13 protein-coding genes and 1 tRNA gene are annotated in these 15,082 nt (G+C 73.2%); 9 read left to right on the forward strand and 5 right to left on the reverse strand.

Features of this window, described 5'->3' with window-relative positions:
• Window positions 1-223 precede the first annotated feature (223 nt).
• Window positions 224-1,822: an NsdA family TPR-like regulatory protein gene (locus EMA17_RS09840; RefSeq protein ID WP_503826233.1), complete on the forward strand. Its 1,599-nt coding sequence runs from the start codon at window positions 224-226 to the stop codon at window positions 1,820-1,822.
• Between the two features lie 73 nt (window positions 1,823-1,895).
• Here EMA17_RS09840 and EMA17_RS09845 read toward each other — a convergent pair.
• A tRNA-Met gene (locus EMA17_RS09845) sits at window positions 1,896-1,969 on the reverse strand.
• Window positions 1,970-2,228: 259 nt separating this feature from the next.
• Here EMA17_RS09845 and EMA17_RS09850 point away from each other — a divergent pair.
• The 6 genes from EMA17_RS09850 to EMA17_RS09875 all read left to right on the forward strand — a co-directional run bounded on the left by EMA17_RS09850 (window position 2,229) and on the right by EMA17_RS09875 (window position 10,517).
• Entirely contained in the window at window positions 2,229-3,611 is a 1,383-nt protein-coding gene (locus EMA17_RS09850) for a cytochrome P450 (RefSeq protein ID WP_174861333.1), read from the forward strand.
• 88 nt (window positions 3,612-3,699) lie between these two features.
• A complete protein-coding gene (gene lhgD, locus EMA17_RS09855; protein ID WP_126636519.1) occupies window positions 3,700-4,917 on the forward strand; it encodes an L-2-hydroxyglutarate dehydrogenase in 1,218 nt (405 codons plus the stop codon).
• Window positions 4,918-4,963: 46 nt separating this feature from the next.
• A complete protein-coding gene (locus tag EMA17_RS09860) occupies window positions 4,964-7,249 on the forward strand; it encodes an FGLLP motif-containing membrane protein (RefSeq protein ID WP_126636520.1) in 2,286 nt (761 codons plus the stop codon).
• Window positions 7,250-7,261: 12 nt separating this feature from the next.
• The gene (gene trmB / locus EMA17_RS09865) at window positions 7,262-8,005 is read left to right on the forward strand and encodes a tRNA (guanosine(46)-N7)-methyltransferase TrmB (protein WP_126636521.1); all 744 of its coding nucleotides are present in this window, start codon (window positions 7,262-7,264) and stop codon (window positions 8,003-8,005) included.
• A gap of 138 nt (window positions 8,006-8,143) precedes the next feature.
• Window positions 8,144-9,940, forward strand: coding sequence for a PrsW family intramembrane metalloprotease (locus EMA17_RS55270; RefSeq protein ID WP_126636522.1), 1,797 nt, complete (start codon window positions 8,144-8,146; stop codon window positions 9,938-9,940).
• An 88-nt stretch (window positions 9,941-10,028) separates the two neighbouring features.
• Window positions 10,029-10,517: a YcxB family protein gene (locus tag EMA17_RS09875; RefSeq protein WP_126636523.1), complete on the forward strand. Its 489-nt coding sequence runs from the start codon at window positions 10,029-10,031 to the stop codon at window positions 10,515-10,517.
• A gap of 221 nt (window positions 10,518-10,738) precedes the next feature.
• On the opposite strand, the gene EMA17_RS09880 is transcribed toward EMA17_RS09875, so the two are convergent.
• Entirely contained in the window at window positions 10,739-12,376 is a 1,638-nt protein-coding gene (locus EMA17_RS09880; RefSeq protein WP_126636524.1) for an MFS transporter, read from the reverse strand.
• A 151-nt stretch (window positions 12,377-12,527) separates the two neighbouring features.
• Between EMA17_RS09880 and EMA17_RS09885 the strand changes: the two genes are divergently transcribed.
• A complete protein-coding gene (locus tag EMA17_RS09885) occupies window positions 12,528-12,731 on the forward strand; it encodes a hypothetical protein (RefSeq protein ID WP_126636525.1) in 204 nt (67 codons plus the stop codon).
• Window positions 12,732-12,800: 69 nt separating this feature from the next.
• On the opposite strand, the gene EMA17_RS09890 is transcribed toward EMA17_RS09885, so the two are convergent.
• From EMA17_RS09890 to EMA17_RS09900, 3 genes are all read right to left on the reverse strand, one after another.
• Window positions 12,801-13,085, reverse strand: a complete 285-nt coding sequence (locus EMA17_RS09890; protein WP_126636526.1) for a hypothetical protein — start codon at window positions 13,083-13,085, stop codon at window positions 12,801-12,803.
• Window positions 13,086-13,154: 69 nt separating this feature from the next.
• Entirely contained in the window at window positions 13,155-13,673 is a 519-nt protein-coding gene (locus EMA17_RS09895; RefSeq protein ID WP_126636527.1) for a nuclear transport factor 2 family protein, read from the reverse strand.
• Window positions 13,674-13,687: 14 nt separating this feature from the next.
• Window positions 13,688-14,437 carry a nuclear transport factor 2 family protein gene (locus tag EMA17_RS09900; RefSeq protein ID WP_126636528.1) on the reverse strand — a complete coding sequence of 250 codons (750 nt, stop codon included), beginning with the start codon at window positions 14,435-14,437 and terminating at the stop codon, window positions 13,688-13,690.
• 222 nt (window positions 14,438-14,659) lie between these two features.
• Here EMA17_RS09900 and EMA17_RS09905 point away from each other — a divergent pair, with 222 nt between their 5' ends.
• Entirely contained in the window at window positions 14,660-15,082 is a 423-nt protein-coding gene (locus tag EMA17_RS09905) for a hypothetical protein (protein ID WP_078976054.1), read from the forward strand.

The following is a 15,082-nucleotide window of genomic DNA, read 5'->3' on the forward strand; positions in this document are numbered from 1 at the left end:
TTGACCGTGCCTGCGTACTGACGTGTCGTCAAGTGCGGTCTGTCAATGATTGACCCCCCGGCTTGGTGATTGCTTGGCCGAGCGTTGCCCCGCGGGCGGCCCGAAGGGCCGGATCGGGCGCAACACCTCGGATGACACCCCGGATTGGCGAATATCTCCCTTACCGAGTGTGGCCGGTCCGGTTACGCTGAGGCGGACGGAGGGTTGCCTTTGGGGGCAAACTATGCGCGGCAGTCCCAAGAAGGATCAGTCGGGGCGTTCGAGCCCCGGCATCGAGGACCGGGAGGTCCCGGATCCGGGGGTGGTAGGCGGAGGCGTCGGGGCCGGGGCCGACGACTCCTTCGGCGATTCCCCGGCAGGCGCCGGCGCGAGACCCCTGCTCGATTCCCCGGCGTCGCGACCCGCGACCTCCGACCCCGCCGACGCCCGTCCCCGGGGCTCGCGCGAACGCGGGCCCAACGGCCGACTCGGCGACCTGCTCGGCGTCGCCGGGGTCAGCAACGCCGGACTCGCCCGTCGGGTCAACGACCTGGGCGCCCGGCGCGGCCTGTCCCTCCGCTACGACAAGACCTCCGTGGCCCGCTGGGTCGGCAAGGGCATGACTCCACAGGGCCCGGTGCCGCACCTGATCGCGGCCGTGCTCGCGGAGCGGCTCGGCCGCCCGGTGCCGCTGGAGGAGATCGGCCTCGACGACAGTCGGCCGGTGGATCCCGATCTCGGTCTGGCCTTCCCTCGCGACGTCGGGGAGGCAGTTCGCACCGCCACCGACCTGTGGAGGCACGACCACGTGAATCGACGCGAGTTGCTGGCCGGGACGTTCGCCGTCACCGCCTACGGCACCCCCATGGCCCGGTGGTTGATCACCCCGGCCGACGCCCGCGCCGAGCATCGCGGAAGCGGCCCGCACGTCGGACACAGCGACGTGACCAAACTGCGCGAGGCGGCCGAGGAGGCCCGCCGCTGGGACAGCAAGTACGGGGGTGGCGACTGGCGGGCGTCGATGGTGCCGGAGTGCCTGCGCTGCGACGCCACCCCGCTGCTGCGCGGGAGCTACCACGACGACGTGGGCCGCCGGCTGTTCGGCGCGACGGCCGAACTCTCCCGGCTGGCGGGGTGGATGGCCTTCGACACCGGGCAGCACGAGGTGGCGCAGCGGTACTACATCCAGGCCCTGCGGCTGGCCCGGGCGGCGGCCGACGTGCCGCTGGGCGGGTACATCCTCGCCTCGATGAGCCTGCAGGCCACCTATCGCGGCAACCCCGACATCGCGGTCGACCTGGCCCAGGCCGCCATCGAGCGCAACAAGGGCATCGCCACCTCGCGGGTGACCGGTTTCCTGCACCTGGTCGAGGCCCGCGCGCACGCTCGCGGGGGCGACGCGGCCGGGTGCGGGCGGGCGCTGAACGCGGCCGAGGCGCACCTGGAGCGGGCCCGCTCCGGCGACGACGACCCGGAGTGGATCGACTTCTTCACCTGGGACAGGCTGTGCGCCGACGGCGCCGAGTGTTACCGCGACCTCGGCGTGCCCGAGCGCACCCGGCACTTCACCGTGCAGGCGCTGGCCGGGCTGCGCGGCGAGGCGTACCAGCGCTCGCACGGCCTGCGGCTCGCGGTGGGCGCCCAGGCCGAGCTGCGCGCGGGCGAGGTCGAGGCGGCGTGCGCGGCGGGCCGGCAGGCGCTGGAGATCGCCGACCGCGTGCACTCGTCCCGCAACGCGGCCTACCTGAACAACCTGCTCGTCGGCCTCAAGCCGTACTCCGACGTCCGCGCGGTCAAGGACTTCACCGACCGCGCGCGCCTGGTCGCCGGAATCACCGCCTGAACCGACGGTGGCGGATCCGTTCCCAAAAAACGCCGCAGGCCCGACATTTTCATGTCGGGCCTGCGGTCTAAAGTAGCGGGGACAGGATTTGAACCTGCGACCTCTGGGTTATGAGCCCAGCGAGCTACCGAGCTGCTCCACCCCGCGTCGGTGAACCCAACTGTACGCCATCGTGGACGCGCCCGTGACCAATATCCGCGACGCCCGGCCCGGCCGGCCGGGTACGGCCGCCGCCGATCATCGATTCCCGTGTGGGAAAAGGCCGTTCCCGCCCGATTCGACCCGGTGGCGATCGGCCGCGGGCACGATATGGTTCCGGGCCGTAGGAAGCCGGGTCGCCTACCGGGGGCGGACCGATGTGCGCCGGCGACAGCCGCGGCAGCGGCGGAGCGGGGTGTGTCCCTAAATGACCGAGAGATCCGGCTGCCCGTACACGGCCCTGTCCGGCCCACGCTTCGAGACCGACCCGGCCGGGCTGTACCGCGAGTTGCGCGAACAACACGGCGCGGTCGCACCGGTCGTGCTGGAGGGCGGCGTACGGGCGTGGCTGGTCCTGGGCTACGCCGAGGCGCTGGCCGTGCTGCGTGATCCGGAGCTGTTCTCGCACGACTCGCGGTTGTGGCGCGACCGGATCAAGGGCCTGGTCCCGGCCGACTGGCCGCTCGCGTCGATGGTCGAGCATCGCCCGTCGATCCTGTGCGCCGACGGGGCCGAGCACCGCCGGCACGGCACGGCCGTCGCGCACAGCCTCGGTCGCATCGACCGGCGGGCCTTTCGCGGCGAGATCGAGCACATGGCCGACTCGCTGATCGACACGTTCGTCGCCCGGGGCGAGGCCGATCTGCTCACCGAGTACGCGCAGCGGTTGCCGCTGTTGGCGATGGGCCGGTTGATCGGCCTGTCCGCCCTGGAGGGACCGCACCTGGTCCGGGTGATCAACGGACTCTTCGACGGCGGCCCGGACGCGCCCGCGCATCAGCGGGTCCTGCTGCGCATGCTGACCGACCTCGTCGAGGCCAGGCGGATCACGCCGGGCGCGGACATCGCGTCCTGGCTGATCGAGCACCCCTCCGGGCTGACCGACGCCGAGGTGATCGAGGACCTGCTCGTGATCACCCCGACCGAGCCCACCGTCAACTGGATCGGCAACGCGCTGCGCATCCTGCTGACCGACCACACGCTGCACGCGTCCCTCACCGGCGGTCGGCGGACCACCGACGAGGCGCTCGACGAGGTGTTGTGGCTGGACCCGCCGATGCAGAACGTGGCGGGCCGCTGGGCCACCGAGGACACCCTGCTCGGCCGCACCGCGATCCGCGCCGGCGACTTCCTGGTCCTGGGCCTGGCGGGCGCCAACGCCGATCCCGCCGTCCGCCCGCCCGGCACCGAGCTGACCGGCAACCGGGCGCATCTGGCCTGGGGCGGCGGTCCGCACACGTGTCCGTTCCAGGGGCCCGCGCGACTGATCGCGCAGACCGCGGTGGACACCCTCCTGGACCGGCTGCCCGACATCCGCCTGGCCGTCCCGCCGCGCCGACTCACCTGGCAGGCGTCCCCGTGGATCCGCGGCCTGACCGAACTGCCGGTCGTCTTCACCCCCGATCGGCCGGTACACGGCGGCACCCCCTGGCCGGAGCCGGCCGGCACACCACCCCCCGGCCTCGAACCGCCGCCGCCCCCGGCCCCCGACGAGCCCGCCCCCGAGCCCGCCCCACCCGCGGACCCGGCCCCGGCGCCGACCACCTCCACCGCGTGGTGGAGCCCGTCCCGCTGGCTCCGCAACCGCTGACCCCCGCTCCGCGCCCACCCCCGAGTCCCGACGTCCGCCCCGCCCGCCGGCCATCGACCGTCTAGGGTCGAAGGCCGGAGGTGTGCTCATGACGTTGACCTACGACGTGGTGGTGATCGGCGGCGGCATCGTCGGGCTCGCCACCGCCTACGCGCTCACCGAACGGGACCCGGGGCGCACCGTCGCGGTCGTCGAGAAGGAGACCTCGTGGGCGGCCCACCAGACGGGCCGCAACTCGGGCGTGATCCACTCCGGCCTGTACTACCGCCCCGGCAGCCTCAAGGCCCGCTTCGCCGTCGAGGGCGCCCGGCGGATGGTCGACTTCTGCATCCGGCACAGCATCGCGCACGACGTCCCGGGCAAGCTCGTGGTCGCCACGAGCGTGCATGAACTCCCGCGCCTGCGCACCCTGTTCGAGCGCGGCCTGGCCAACGGCGTACCGGTCGCCGAGCTGACCACCGAGCAGGTCCGCGAACACGAACCGCACGTGTTGTCGGTCGGCGGCCTGCACGTGGCCTCCACCGGCATCGTCGACTACTTCGACGTGTGCCGAACCCTGGTCCGCCTGCTGCACGAACGCGGCGTCTCGCTGCGCACCGGCGCGGAGGTGGTCGACCTCGCCGTACACGCCGACGAGGTGGTCGTGCAGACCCGCCTCGGCGAGCTGCGCGGCCGGGTCCTGGTCAACTGCGCGGGGCTGTACAGCGACCGGATCGCCGCACTGGCCGGCGACCCGCCGCCGGTCCGGATCGTGCCCTTCCGCGGCGAGTACCACGAACTGGTGCCCTCCCGGCGCGGCCTGGTGCGCGGCCTGGTCTACCCCGTGCCCGATCCCGCCTTCCCGTTCCTGGGCGTACACCTGACCCGGGGCATCCACGGCGACGTGCACGTCGGGCCGAACGCGGTCCTGGCGCTGCGCCGCGAGGGCTACTCGTGGGCCCGGATCGCGCCGGGCGAGCTGGCCGCGACACTCGCCTACCCGGGCATGTGGCACATCGCCCGCCGGCACTGGCGCTACGGCGCGGGCGAGTTGCTGCGCTCGGTGGCCAAACCGGCGATGGTGCGCGAGGTACAGCGGCTGCTGCCCGAGGTGACCTCGGCCGACCTGGTCCGGGCGCCCGCGGGGGTGCGCGCGCAGGCGGTACGCCCCGACGGCGAGTTGGTCGACGACTTCCTGATCACCGGCGGCCGGCGCACGATCCACGTGCTCAACGCGCCCTCCCCGGCGGCCACCGCCTCGCTGCCGATCGGCGACGAGATCGCGAAGCGCGTCGCGGAACGGCTGGGCGAACTCGCCAAACGGTAGTCGCCCGTGGATCATGGTCGCCGGCCTGTCGATCGGGGGAACCGCCTTGGCCGCGAGACCCGTCGTCCTGCGCGCACTGCTCGCGGGCGTCGTACTGCTGCTGTGCGCACCGCTGTTCGGCGTCGCGACGCCGGCCCGCGCGGACACCCCGGGGGCGCGGTTGACCGTCTCCCCCGGCGGGCCGTTGCGGCCGGGCGACGTGGTGACGATCCGGGGCACCGGACACACCGGCTGCCCCACCGGGCGGATCGACCTGATCGGCTACGACGCGCGGCTGCGCACCAACGTCGAGGGCGCCGACCGTTTGATCGCGGCGGACGTACCGCTGGACCCCGACCACGGCTTCACCGTGCGCTTCACCCTCGACCCGCCGGTCTACGTCGGCGTCCAGGGCTTTCGGACGTTGTGCACGAACCGGGGCGCGGAGCCGTTCACCCCGCCGCTGGCACAGACCACGTTCGACTATCCCACGAGCGAGCAGGGCAACCCGAGCGGCTTCCCCGCGCCGGGTCCGCCGCCCGCGGACCTGGCGAGCCGGCGCCTGGTGGTCGAACCCGCCGACGCCGGGCCCGACCGGCCGGTCACCGTCTGGACCGACCTGCGCTGCGGGCCGGCCACGGCCAGCCACAACGGCCGGCTCCTGTGGGACGGCCGCTTCGTCACCACCTTCTACGCTCCCGCCGAGCCGGCCGGCCCCAAGGCGGTGCGGGTACACCTGCCGCAGACGCCCGCCCGCGGCACGCACCGACTCTCGGTGGTCTGCTCCTCCGCCGAGGCCCGCTTCGGCGTGGTGGACGCCGGCGTGGTGCTCGACACCCAAGTCGCCTTCGCCCCGGTCACATTCACCCTCTCCGCCCCCCGCGCCGGCGGCGGCGACCGGATCCGGGCGAGCGGGGCCGGGTTCACCGGCTGCGCCGTCCCGATCGACGGCGCGCCGGCCGAGGTGGCGCTGCGGCGCGGCGATCGGGTTGTGGCCCGGGTGCCGGTCGGCGCCGACGGGCGGATCGACGCCGAACTGACCCTGCCCGCCGGCCTGCCCGAGGGGCCGACCGAACTGACCGCGGGCTGTGCCGCCGAACGGCTGGACGGCACGGTGCGCTTCGCGTTCACCGTGCTCCCGGACGCCCGCACGGCGGACGCCCTCGCGCCACGCCCCGCCGACCGCGCCGACTCCGCCCTCGACCTGCCCTCCCCCGGCGACCTGCTCGACCACCCCGGCCCGCTGGTCGTGGCGGGCGCCGGCACCGCGCTCGCCCTGCCGCTGGTCGGTTTCGCCGCCGAACTCTTCAACAGGACGATCGAGGAGAACCGCCATCGGATCCGGCGCCGACTGCGTCCGGGCGCGGCCCGGCCGCGCTCGATGCCGCGCGCGCCCCGACTCCAGGTGCTCGTCTTCGTCGTGTTGTCCGCGCTGTGCACGGTCGCGGTCGAGCCGACGATCGGCTTCGACCGGGCCACGTACGCACTCGCGCTGTCGATGCCGATCGCCGTCCCGCTGACCGTGCTCGCCTACTCGGGGCCGGCCGAGCTGTACCGCCGCCGGCTCTCCCGCGTCCGCGCCTTCCCGCAGCTGATCCCCGGCGCGCTGGTCGTCGCGGTGCTGCTCGGCGTGGTGTCCCGGACCGCGCATCTGGTGCCGGGTTATGTGTACGGCCTGTTCCTGGCCTTCACCCACGCCGGGCTGCGGCAACTGCCCGCGCGCGAGGAAGGTCGGGCCACCGCGCTCGGCGCGTGCGCGCTGGCCGGGCTCGGCGCGGCGGCGTGGGTGTGGCGGATCCCGGTCGAGCGTGTGCTGGCCGGCGACGACTCCCCGGCCTTCGGCCTGCTGCTGGCGGAGAACGTCCTCACCCAGATCTACATCGCCGCGATGATCGGCCTGGTCTTCGGCCTGCTGCCGATCACCTGGCTGGACGGGCAGCTGATCTGGCGGTGGAATCGGTGGGCCTGGGCGGCGGTGTACGCGGTCGCGGTGTTCCTGTTCCTGCTCACCCTGCTCGACCCGACCGGGGTCACCACCGGCGCGACCCGACAGATGTGGATGCGGGCGGTGTGGGTGTTCGGCGCGTTCTGCCTCGTCTCGGTCGGCTTCTGGGCGGTGTTCCGGCTGCGCCCGGCGCCGCCGCCCGGACCGCCGGGGCCGTGGGGGACGCCGTCGGGGCCGTGGGGAACGCCGTCGGGCTCGGGAGTGCCCGAGCCGGTTTCGGGAGTGCCGGGTCCGGCGACCGCGCCGGGATCGGGTGTGCCCCGGCCGGCGACCGCGCCGCCGCCCATGCCGAACGTGCCGCCGACCGTCGGCCGCTCGTCCCCGCCGCCGCCGAATCCCGGTCTGTAAAATCCTGGTCCTATGTCCCCTCTTCCCGTGACCCCCCTGCCCGGCGCCTCGACCGTCCCGGACGTCGCGTCGATCGATCCGGCGGATCGCCACATGGCGACCGTGCGCAGCTTCACCCCGCGTCGCGGCCGGGTCACCCTCGCCCAGCGGGACGCGCTGGACCGGCTGTGGGCGCGGTGGGGCTTCGACGTCGCGGACCGCCGGCTCGACCTCGGCGAGTTGTTCGGCGACGACCGGCCGGTCGTGCTCGAGGTGGGCTTCGGGATGGGCGAGACCACGGCGGCCATGGCCGAGGCCGATCCGGACACCAACGTGTTGGCGATCGACGTGCACACCCCGGGGCAGGGCAGCCTGCTGCACGACGCGGAGCGTCGCGGGCTGACGAACATACGGGTCGCCAACGGCGACGCCATCGAACTGCTCCGGGACATGTTGCCGCCCGCCTGCCTGACCGGCATCCGGATCTTCTTCTCCGACCCGTGGCCCAAGACCCGCCACCACAAGCGGCGGCTGATCCAGCCCTCGTTCGCGGCGCTGGCCGCCTCCCGGCTGGTCCCGGGCGGGGTCCTGCACTGCGCGACCGATTGGGCGCCCTACGCGGAATGGATGCTCGACGTGCTCACGGCCGAGCCCGAACTGGTCAACACCGTCGAGGGATACGCGCCCAGGCCGCAGTGGCGACCGGTCACCCGCTTCGAACAGCAGGGGCTGGCCAAGGGCCATCGCGTCGCGGATCTGCTCTTCCGCCGGCGCTGAGCCGAGGGTCGGTTTTCCCCGGGTCCGCGCGTGGCGGCCGGCGGCGGGCCGATCCGGGCAGGGTCACCCATACCGACCACGTCACAGCCGACCGAGAGAGGCGCGCCGCGGCCCCGCGCGGCGTTATCGTCACCCCATATGGACGCATCGCAAGGCCCCGACACGCCGGCCGGTCCCGTCCCCGCGGACCCCGCCTCGTACGAGTTCGCCCTGTACGAGCCCGGACCCGCGGAGAAGTCGTGGCCGCGCCGGCTCGTGGCGAACCAGACCGCGCGAATAACCGCGCTCGTCCTGGCGTTGCTCGGCTGCGCGATCACCATCGCGGTGATGCTCGGCGACACCATCGGCGCCCAGGGCCTCCTGGTCGGCGCGCTGCTGGCGCTGGTACCCACCCCGCTGGTGGTGAGCGCGATCGTGTGGCTGGGCCGGGTCCGGCCGCTGCCCTGGAAGAGCCTGCTCTTCGCGTTCGCGTGGGGCTCGTGCGCGGGTGCCCTGGTGGCGCTGCTGGCGAACAGTTGGTCGTTCGACAAGCTGATGGACCTCAAGGGCCAGGAGGACGCCGAACTGCTCGGGCTGACCATCGTGGCGCCGGTGGTCGAGGAGTGCGTCAAGGGGCTCGCGGTCGTGCTCCTGTTCGTGACCGTACGGCGGGAATTCCGCGGCGTGCTGGACGGGTTGATCCCGGCCGCGATCAGCGCCGCGGGCTTCGCGTTCACCGAGAACATCCTCTATTTCGGCCGCGAGTTCGCGGCGAGCGAGGACAACGGCGACGGCCTGGGCACCACGTGGGGCATATTCATCGCCCGGGGCATCATGTCGCCGTTCGCGCATCCGCTGTTCACCTCGATGATCGGGCTCGGCTTCGGCCTCGCGGTCCTGGCCCGCTCGCGGTCCGCGCGGATCCTGCTCCCGCTCGCCGGGTACGTGTGCGCGGTCGGGCTGCACGCGTCCTGGAACGGCTCGGCCACCCAGGGACTGGCGTTCCTCGGGGTGTACTTCCTGGTGATGATGCCGATCCTCGGCGCGCTGATCTGGTACACGGTGGTCGTGCGGCGGGACCAGTTGCGCGCGGTCGAGGACGAGTTGCCGGGCTATGTCGCGGCGGGCTGGTTCCGGCCGCACGAGCCGCTCCTGTTGTCCTCGATGGCGGACCGCTCGCGCGCGCTGCGCACCGCGCGGACCACGCTGGGGCCGGAGGGCGTCGCGCGGCTGCGCGCCTATCAGGCCGATGCCACGCTGCTCGCCGAGTTGCGCCGGCGCGCGGGTCGGTCGCGGCGCGGTCCGGCGCCGGAGTACCCCGGGCAGGAACGGGAGTTGCTGGATCGGGTGTGGGCCGCCAAGCCGGCCGTCGCGCGGGTGATCGACCACACGATGCCGTCGCCGAGGTGGCGCTACGTCAAGCCGCCGCCGGGGATGCCCCCGTGGGGACCGCCCGGGGCGATGCCCTACGGCGGGCCGGGCGGGTGGGGCGCGGCCGGGTGGGGCGCGCCGGGGACGATGCCGTACGGAACGCAGCCGGGGGCGGCGCCGTACGGAGCGCCGATCGGCGCGGCGCCATACGGCCCGCCGCCCGGCATGGCGCCCTACGGAGCCCCGACCGGTGTCGCCCCGTACGGCCCGCCGCCCGGTGTGAACCCCTTCGGCCCGCCGCCGCCCGGGTGGGTGCCGCCGGCCCGGCATCCGGCCGCGCATCCCGCGTGGGGTCCCGTACCACCGAGCGGCCCGCCGCCGTGGGGCCCACCCCGGCACGCGGCCGACGGCGCCCCGGCCGACCTCCCCGCGCAGGCGAGCGCGCCGTGGGGCTCGCCCACGGCCCGGGTGAACGGCGGCGCCCCCGCCCCGGGCGAACCGCTCGGCCCGCCGGCCTGGTACGCCCGCCCCGGCGACTCCCCGAAGCCACCGGTCGACCCGACACCACCCGCGGGAGCCGTCTAGGACGTGTCCGAACCCGCCGGACACGGCCCGGCCCCCGCGAGTCGCGGCCGTGACCGGGCCGGGCCGGCCCCCGTGCGACCATGGCCGGGTGCATATCTCGACCACCTACATCCCGACCGAGGCCGACATCGCGGAGGGTGTGCTCGCCTTCCGCCGCGGCCTCTTTCGCGGACTGCTCGGCGCCGGGGCGGTGCTCTCGGCCCTCGGGGTGGTGCTGGTGACCCGGGCCCTGCTGACCGGCACCACGGTGTTGTGGCCGTTGGCCTTCGTGGGCTTCGGCGTCGCGATGTTCGCACTGCGGTTCTGGGCGCCGATCCAGGCCGCCCGGCAGAACAAGCACATGCACGGAGTGCCCTGCGAGGTCACGCTGACCGACGAGGAATTCGTCACCACGCTCGGCGGCACCCGCAGTGAGACCCCGTGGAGCACCTTCCGCAAGATCCGCCGCGTGGACACCCAATGGATCTTCGAGTTCGGTCCCACCCAGGCGGTGACCATTCCGAGGCGGGTCTTCACCGACGCGGAAAACCTCGAACTGGAGACGTTTATCCACAGCCGGGGCCGGGCAGCGCGCTGATCTTCCACAAGGAAGATCCACATCCTGTGGAAAACCTGTGCGCACAGGCCTCGGACGCACCGAAGCCGTTCGAAATGGCGAGAAACAATGCCGATTCGACCTGATCGGACGCGTTTATCCGGTTGTGTGCACGCCAATGACTTTCGCGCATCGGGCATTTCCCGCATCAACCACAAAGGCGACCCCGACGGGGATCGCCTTTGTGCCCTGCCGGTGGTCCGTCAGCGGCTGCCGACCGCCTCGGCCACGTTCGCGCCGACAACCGCGGCGCCCTCGGTGGTCTTCACGATCGTCGCGCCCCCGTCCCGCTCGACCCGCTCCGCCTGCTCGGCCCGCCCCGCCTCCTCCGGCACCGGCACCCCCCGCAGCAGGTAGGTCGCGCCGAGCGCCGCCAGCGTCAGCAGCACCGCGCCGCCGAGGGTGGCGTACTGCATACCGTGCGTGAACGCGTCCCGCGCGGTGTCGAGCAGGTGCTCGCCCGCCCCGCCGGAGACCCGCCCGGCGGTCGCGCTCGCCGCCGCCAGCGTGTCGTTCGCCGCGTGCACCGCGTCGGCCGGCACCCCGTCGAACGTCGCGGCGCGCATGTCCCGCCCGTACACCGCGTCGGCGATGCTGCCCAGGACCGCGATGCCCAGCGCCCCGCCCAGTTCGCTGCCGGTCTCCGAGGTCGCCCCCGCCGCACCGGCCCGCTCCGGCGGCGCCGAGGTCAGCACCATCTCCGCGGTCAGCGTGGTCGCGATCAGCACGCCGGCGGCGACCAGACCCGCGCCGACCAGGACCACGGCCAACGGCGTACCCGGACGGGCCCGGCTCATCACCACGAAACCGGCCACCGACAGGAGCAGCCCGCCGCAGATCAGGAACCCGGGCCGCACCTTCTTGGCCAGGATCCCGGAGACGGTGAGCGCGACCGTGATCCCGGGCATCACCGTGAGCGACCACATCGCCGCCGTCAACGGCCGCATGCCGAGCACGAGTTGCATGTACTGGGTGTTGAACAGGGCCGAACCCATCAGCGCGACGGCCGCGATCACGTTGACCGCGATCGAGGCGCCGTACGCCCGGTTGCGGAACAGCGCGAGATCGATCAGCGGGTCGGCGATGGTGCGCTGCCGACGTACGAAGAGGTATCCGACGACCAGCCCGACCACGATGCTCGCCAGGTACGCCGGCTCCACACCCTCGGCCGCCGTCTCCTTGATCCCGTAGATCACCGCGAGCACCGACACCAGCGAGAGCGCGGCACTGACGAGGTCGAGCCGACCGGCCGCGGCGTCCTTGAACTCCGGGAGCAGGAACGGACCGACCGCGAGCAGCAGCACCATCGCCGGCACGTTGAGCAGGAACGCCGACCCCCACCGGAAGTGGTCCAGCAGCAGCCCGCCGGCCACCGGACCCAGCGTGGCGCCCGCGGTCAGCGCGGCGGTCCAGATCGCGATCGCGGTCCGCCGCTGGGCCGGGTCGTGGAAGAGGTTGCGGATCAGCGCCAGCGTGGAGGGCATCAGCGTCGCACCGGCCACACCGAGCAGCGCCCGGGTGGCGATCAGCATCTCGGGACTGTTCGCGAAGGCCGCGGCCACCGAGGCGACGCCGAACGCCGCCGCGCCGATCAGCAGCAGTCGGCGGCGGCCGATCCGGTCGCCGAGCGCGCCCATCGTGATCAGCAGACCGGCCAGCAGGAAGCCGTAGATGTCCATCATCCAGAGCTGCTGCGGAGCGGTCGGCTCCAGGTCCTCGCTGATGAACGGAAGCGCGAAGTACAGCACGCCCATGTCCATGGACACGAGCAGGAGCGGGAGGAGCAGGACCGTCAGGGCGATCCATTCCTTACGGCCGGCCTTGGCTGCGGTGGAGGTCATGACAGGAACAGTACAAGCGTCTAAGACACTTGTCTATGACGCTTGTATAAAAAGCCCTCGGTCGGGGCCCGGGGGTTCCCGCCCCGCCCGCAACGGGTACCCGGATGCGGTGCGGGGGCACCGAGTGCACTTCCGAGCGAAGGACGGCGACATGGCTGACGAACGCATTCCCGTGGACCGGATCCCCGAGGGCGACCGCCCCCGGATGGACCTGCGCAGCGGCGCCGAGACGCCCGTGGACCCCGAGGACCTCGTACTGGCGGAGGGCAAGGACCTGACCGAGAAGAACATCGAGGAGGCCCGCCGCAAGCTCGCCGAACTGGGCCCGGCCGCGGTCGAACGCGTAGTCCCCTGACCCCCGAATCCCGCGGCCCACGACGAAGACTCCGGTCGTGTGGGTCCGCGAGGCGGCGTTCCGGCCGCGTCAGTGCCCGGAACGCCGCCTCGGCCGCATTTCGACCGGGCGGACCTGGTACACGCCCCGGTCCCGGTCCCGCTGCTCCTCGGCCACCTGGAGCGCGATCAGGATCTCCAGCGCGCTCCAGGCCATGCCGAGCATGCCGAGCCCGACGAAGAGCATCGCCCAGACCCAGAACCAGGTGTGCGCCCAGACGCCGAGCAGCGCGACCATCGCCGCGACGATGGTCAGGGCCAGCAGCACGCCGGTGCGCGCGGCGGCGTTTCTCGCGCCGTCCGGAAGCCTGGCCATGGCCGGCCCTCCTTCCGCCGAGTGTCCGGTCGATCCTCGCCTGCCCCCTGTGGGGCGGACGGAACCCGCTCAGGCGTCTTCGTCCGGGAATCGATGGAACTCCCGCCAGGTCTCCCAGATTCCCGGTACGGTGCCGGAACCGTAGGAGCGCTCCGGCCAGTTGGCCGGCGGCAGTCCGGCGGGGTTGGCGCCGACGTTGGCGCCGTACCAGAGGTCGTGCCGACGGCGCGCGAAGTACCACGTGCCGTCCCGGCGTTCGTACACGTCGCGGTACAGGATCGCCTGGTGCAGCCAGCGCGGCCCCTCCTGGATCTCCCCCTTGCAATACACGTGTCCGGTCGCGTGGTCCGCGTCGAGGAGGTCGATCACGTGGGTGCCCACGTTGAGGATGGTCACCCCCAGGGGCGCCAGTTGGGTCGCGAACGACGCGCGCAGCGCCGCGCGTCCGCTCTCCTCCCGGGTCACCCGCACGTCCGGCACGAACAACGCGCACAGTGCGTCCAGGTCCCGGCTGTCCAGGGCCAGCGCGTATCGGGCGGCCAGTTGACGGATCTGCTCGTAGGCGAGGAGCCGTTGTACGTCGTCCATGGACCGACACCCTGTCAGGCGGACACGCGAGCGATCTCCTGCGGGTTGTACACGACCTCGACGTAGGACCAGCGGCCCTCGCCCGCGTAGTGCAGCACCACGTTGACGTCCAGGCCGCCGCGGGACCCCTCGGCGCGCAGCAGGACGGCGACCCGGTTCCCGTCGACGAGACGCAACCCGACGCGGTAGCGGGTGAACGGCGAGCGGCGCACCCCGTCCAGGATGTACGCGTGCAGCGCGTGCCGGCCCTCGACGAAGCCGACCACGTGGTCGCGCACCCGCACCTCGTCGGTGAACAGCGCCGCGACCGGCGCCCAGTCGCCGTGGACGGGGGCCGCGGCCAGTCGGCCGGCGAAGTCGGCGAGGGCCCGCTCCACCTCGGCCCGGTCGGCGGCCCGGGGCATCGGCTCGGGTGCCCAGCCGACGATCCCGCGCAGCTCCCCGCCGTCGGCCCCGGCGACCGCGCCGCCCGCGGCCCGCCAGCGCGCGGTCATCGCGTCGGCGTCGTCGCCGTTGCGGAACTCGCCCACCGTCTCGAAACGGTCGCCGTCGCCGAGCCGACGCAGGATCTCCGTCCCGGGCAGCGTGTAGCGGGCGGTGCCGCCGGTGGGGTCGGGCAGGTTGTGCCAGACGTAGCGGCAGACCAGGTCGCCGTCGATCATCGTCCACTCGGTGAACCGGGATACCTCGGGGACCGGTTCCGCACCGCCGATCCGCGCGCCGCGCGCGAGTGCCGCCGCCACCTCGTCCCGGCTGCCGCCCATCGTGCCTCCCCGCAGTCGTCCGGCGCACCCGGCCGCGCGAAACGATCCGGGCGCAGGTCGCCTCCGGTCCGCGTGATCCTGCCCGCGCCCCGTCGGGAAGTCCAGCCCCGACACGATCGTCGGAACGGAACCATCGCCGGCTGGTATACGTATTACCGGTCGCAACCAGCCGGCCGGGCTCCGACGCGAGCACGAGACGAAGAAGAAGCGGAGGGGACGCGAGTGATCCGGTACCGGGTCCGGGTGGACTTCTACCAGGACGTCCCGCCGGACCGGCCCCCGACGGGGTACGTGGGCTCGTTGCTCTCGGGCGACTTCGCGGGACCCGCGCTGCCACGCGGCGGCGACTCCATCTCGGCGATCCCGCTGGGCGGTGCGCACATAGGGCCGTGGACCGGCGGTCCCTACATGATGGTCCACCGGGTCGAGCACCACCCGGTCCCCGTCGACGGCGAGGGACACATAGTGGAGTGGTGGGAGCAGTATCCCCAGCCCTCCGTGCACGTGGTCGTCAACGCCGAGTGGCCGGACACCGAGGAGTCCGAGCACGAGTTGATGAACCTGTACGAGGAGCAGAGCTGGAGTTCGTTCCCGGCGGGCCCGGAGAACCCGTTCCTGCCGGTGGCGGCGGCGGCCGACTTCTAG

The sequence above is a fragment of the Embleya hyalina genome (assembly GCF_003967355.1).
In the GTDB taxonomy this organism is placed as follows: domain Bacteria; phylum Actinomycetota; class Actinomycetes; order Streptomycetales; family Streptomycetaceae; genus Embleya; species Embleya hyalina.

Coding starts and splice junctions, on each gene's coding strand:
- EMA17_RS09895 (WP_126636527.1), bottom strand. CDS start 13,673: ATGGACGACGTACAACGGCTCCTCGCCTACGAGCAGATCCGTCAACTG.
- EMA17_RS09840 (WP_503826233.1), top strand. CDS start 224: ATGCGCGGCAGTCCCAAGAAGGATCAGTCGGGGCGTTCGAGCCCCGGC.
- trmB (WP_126636521.1), top strand. CDS start 7,262: ATGTCCCCTCTTCCCGTGACCCCCCTGCCCGGCGCCTCGACCGTCCCG.
- EMA17_RS09890 (WP_126636526.1), bottom strand. CDS start 13,085: ATGGCCAGGCTTCCGGACGGCGCGAGAAACGCCGCCGCGCGCACCGGC.
- EMA17_RS09880 (WP_126636524.1), bottom strand. CDS start 12,376: ATGACCTCCACCGCAGCCAAGGCCGGCCGTAAGGAATGGATCGCCCTG.
- EMA17_RS09900 (WP_126636528.1), bottom strand. CDS start 14,437: ATGGGCGGCAGCCGGGACGAGGTGGCGGCGGCACTCGCGCGCGGCGCG.
- EMA17_RS09885 (WP_126636525.1), top strand. CDS start 12,528: ATGGCTGACGAACGCATTCCCGTGGACCGGATCCCCGAGGGCGACCGC.
- EMA17_RS09850 (WP_174861333.1), top strand. CDS start 2,229: ATGACCGAGAGATCCGGCTGCCCGTACACGGCCCTGTCCGGCCCACGC.
- EMA17_RS55270 (WP_126636522.1), top strand. CDS start 8,144: ATGGACGCATCGCAAGGCCCCGACACGCCGGCCGGTCCCGTCCCCGCG.
- lhgD (WP_126636519.1), top strand. CDS start 3,700: ATGACGTTGACCTACGACGTGGTGGTGATCGGCGGCGGCATCGTCGGG.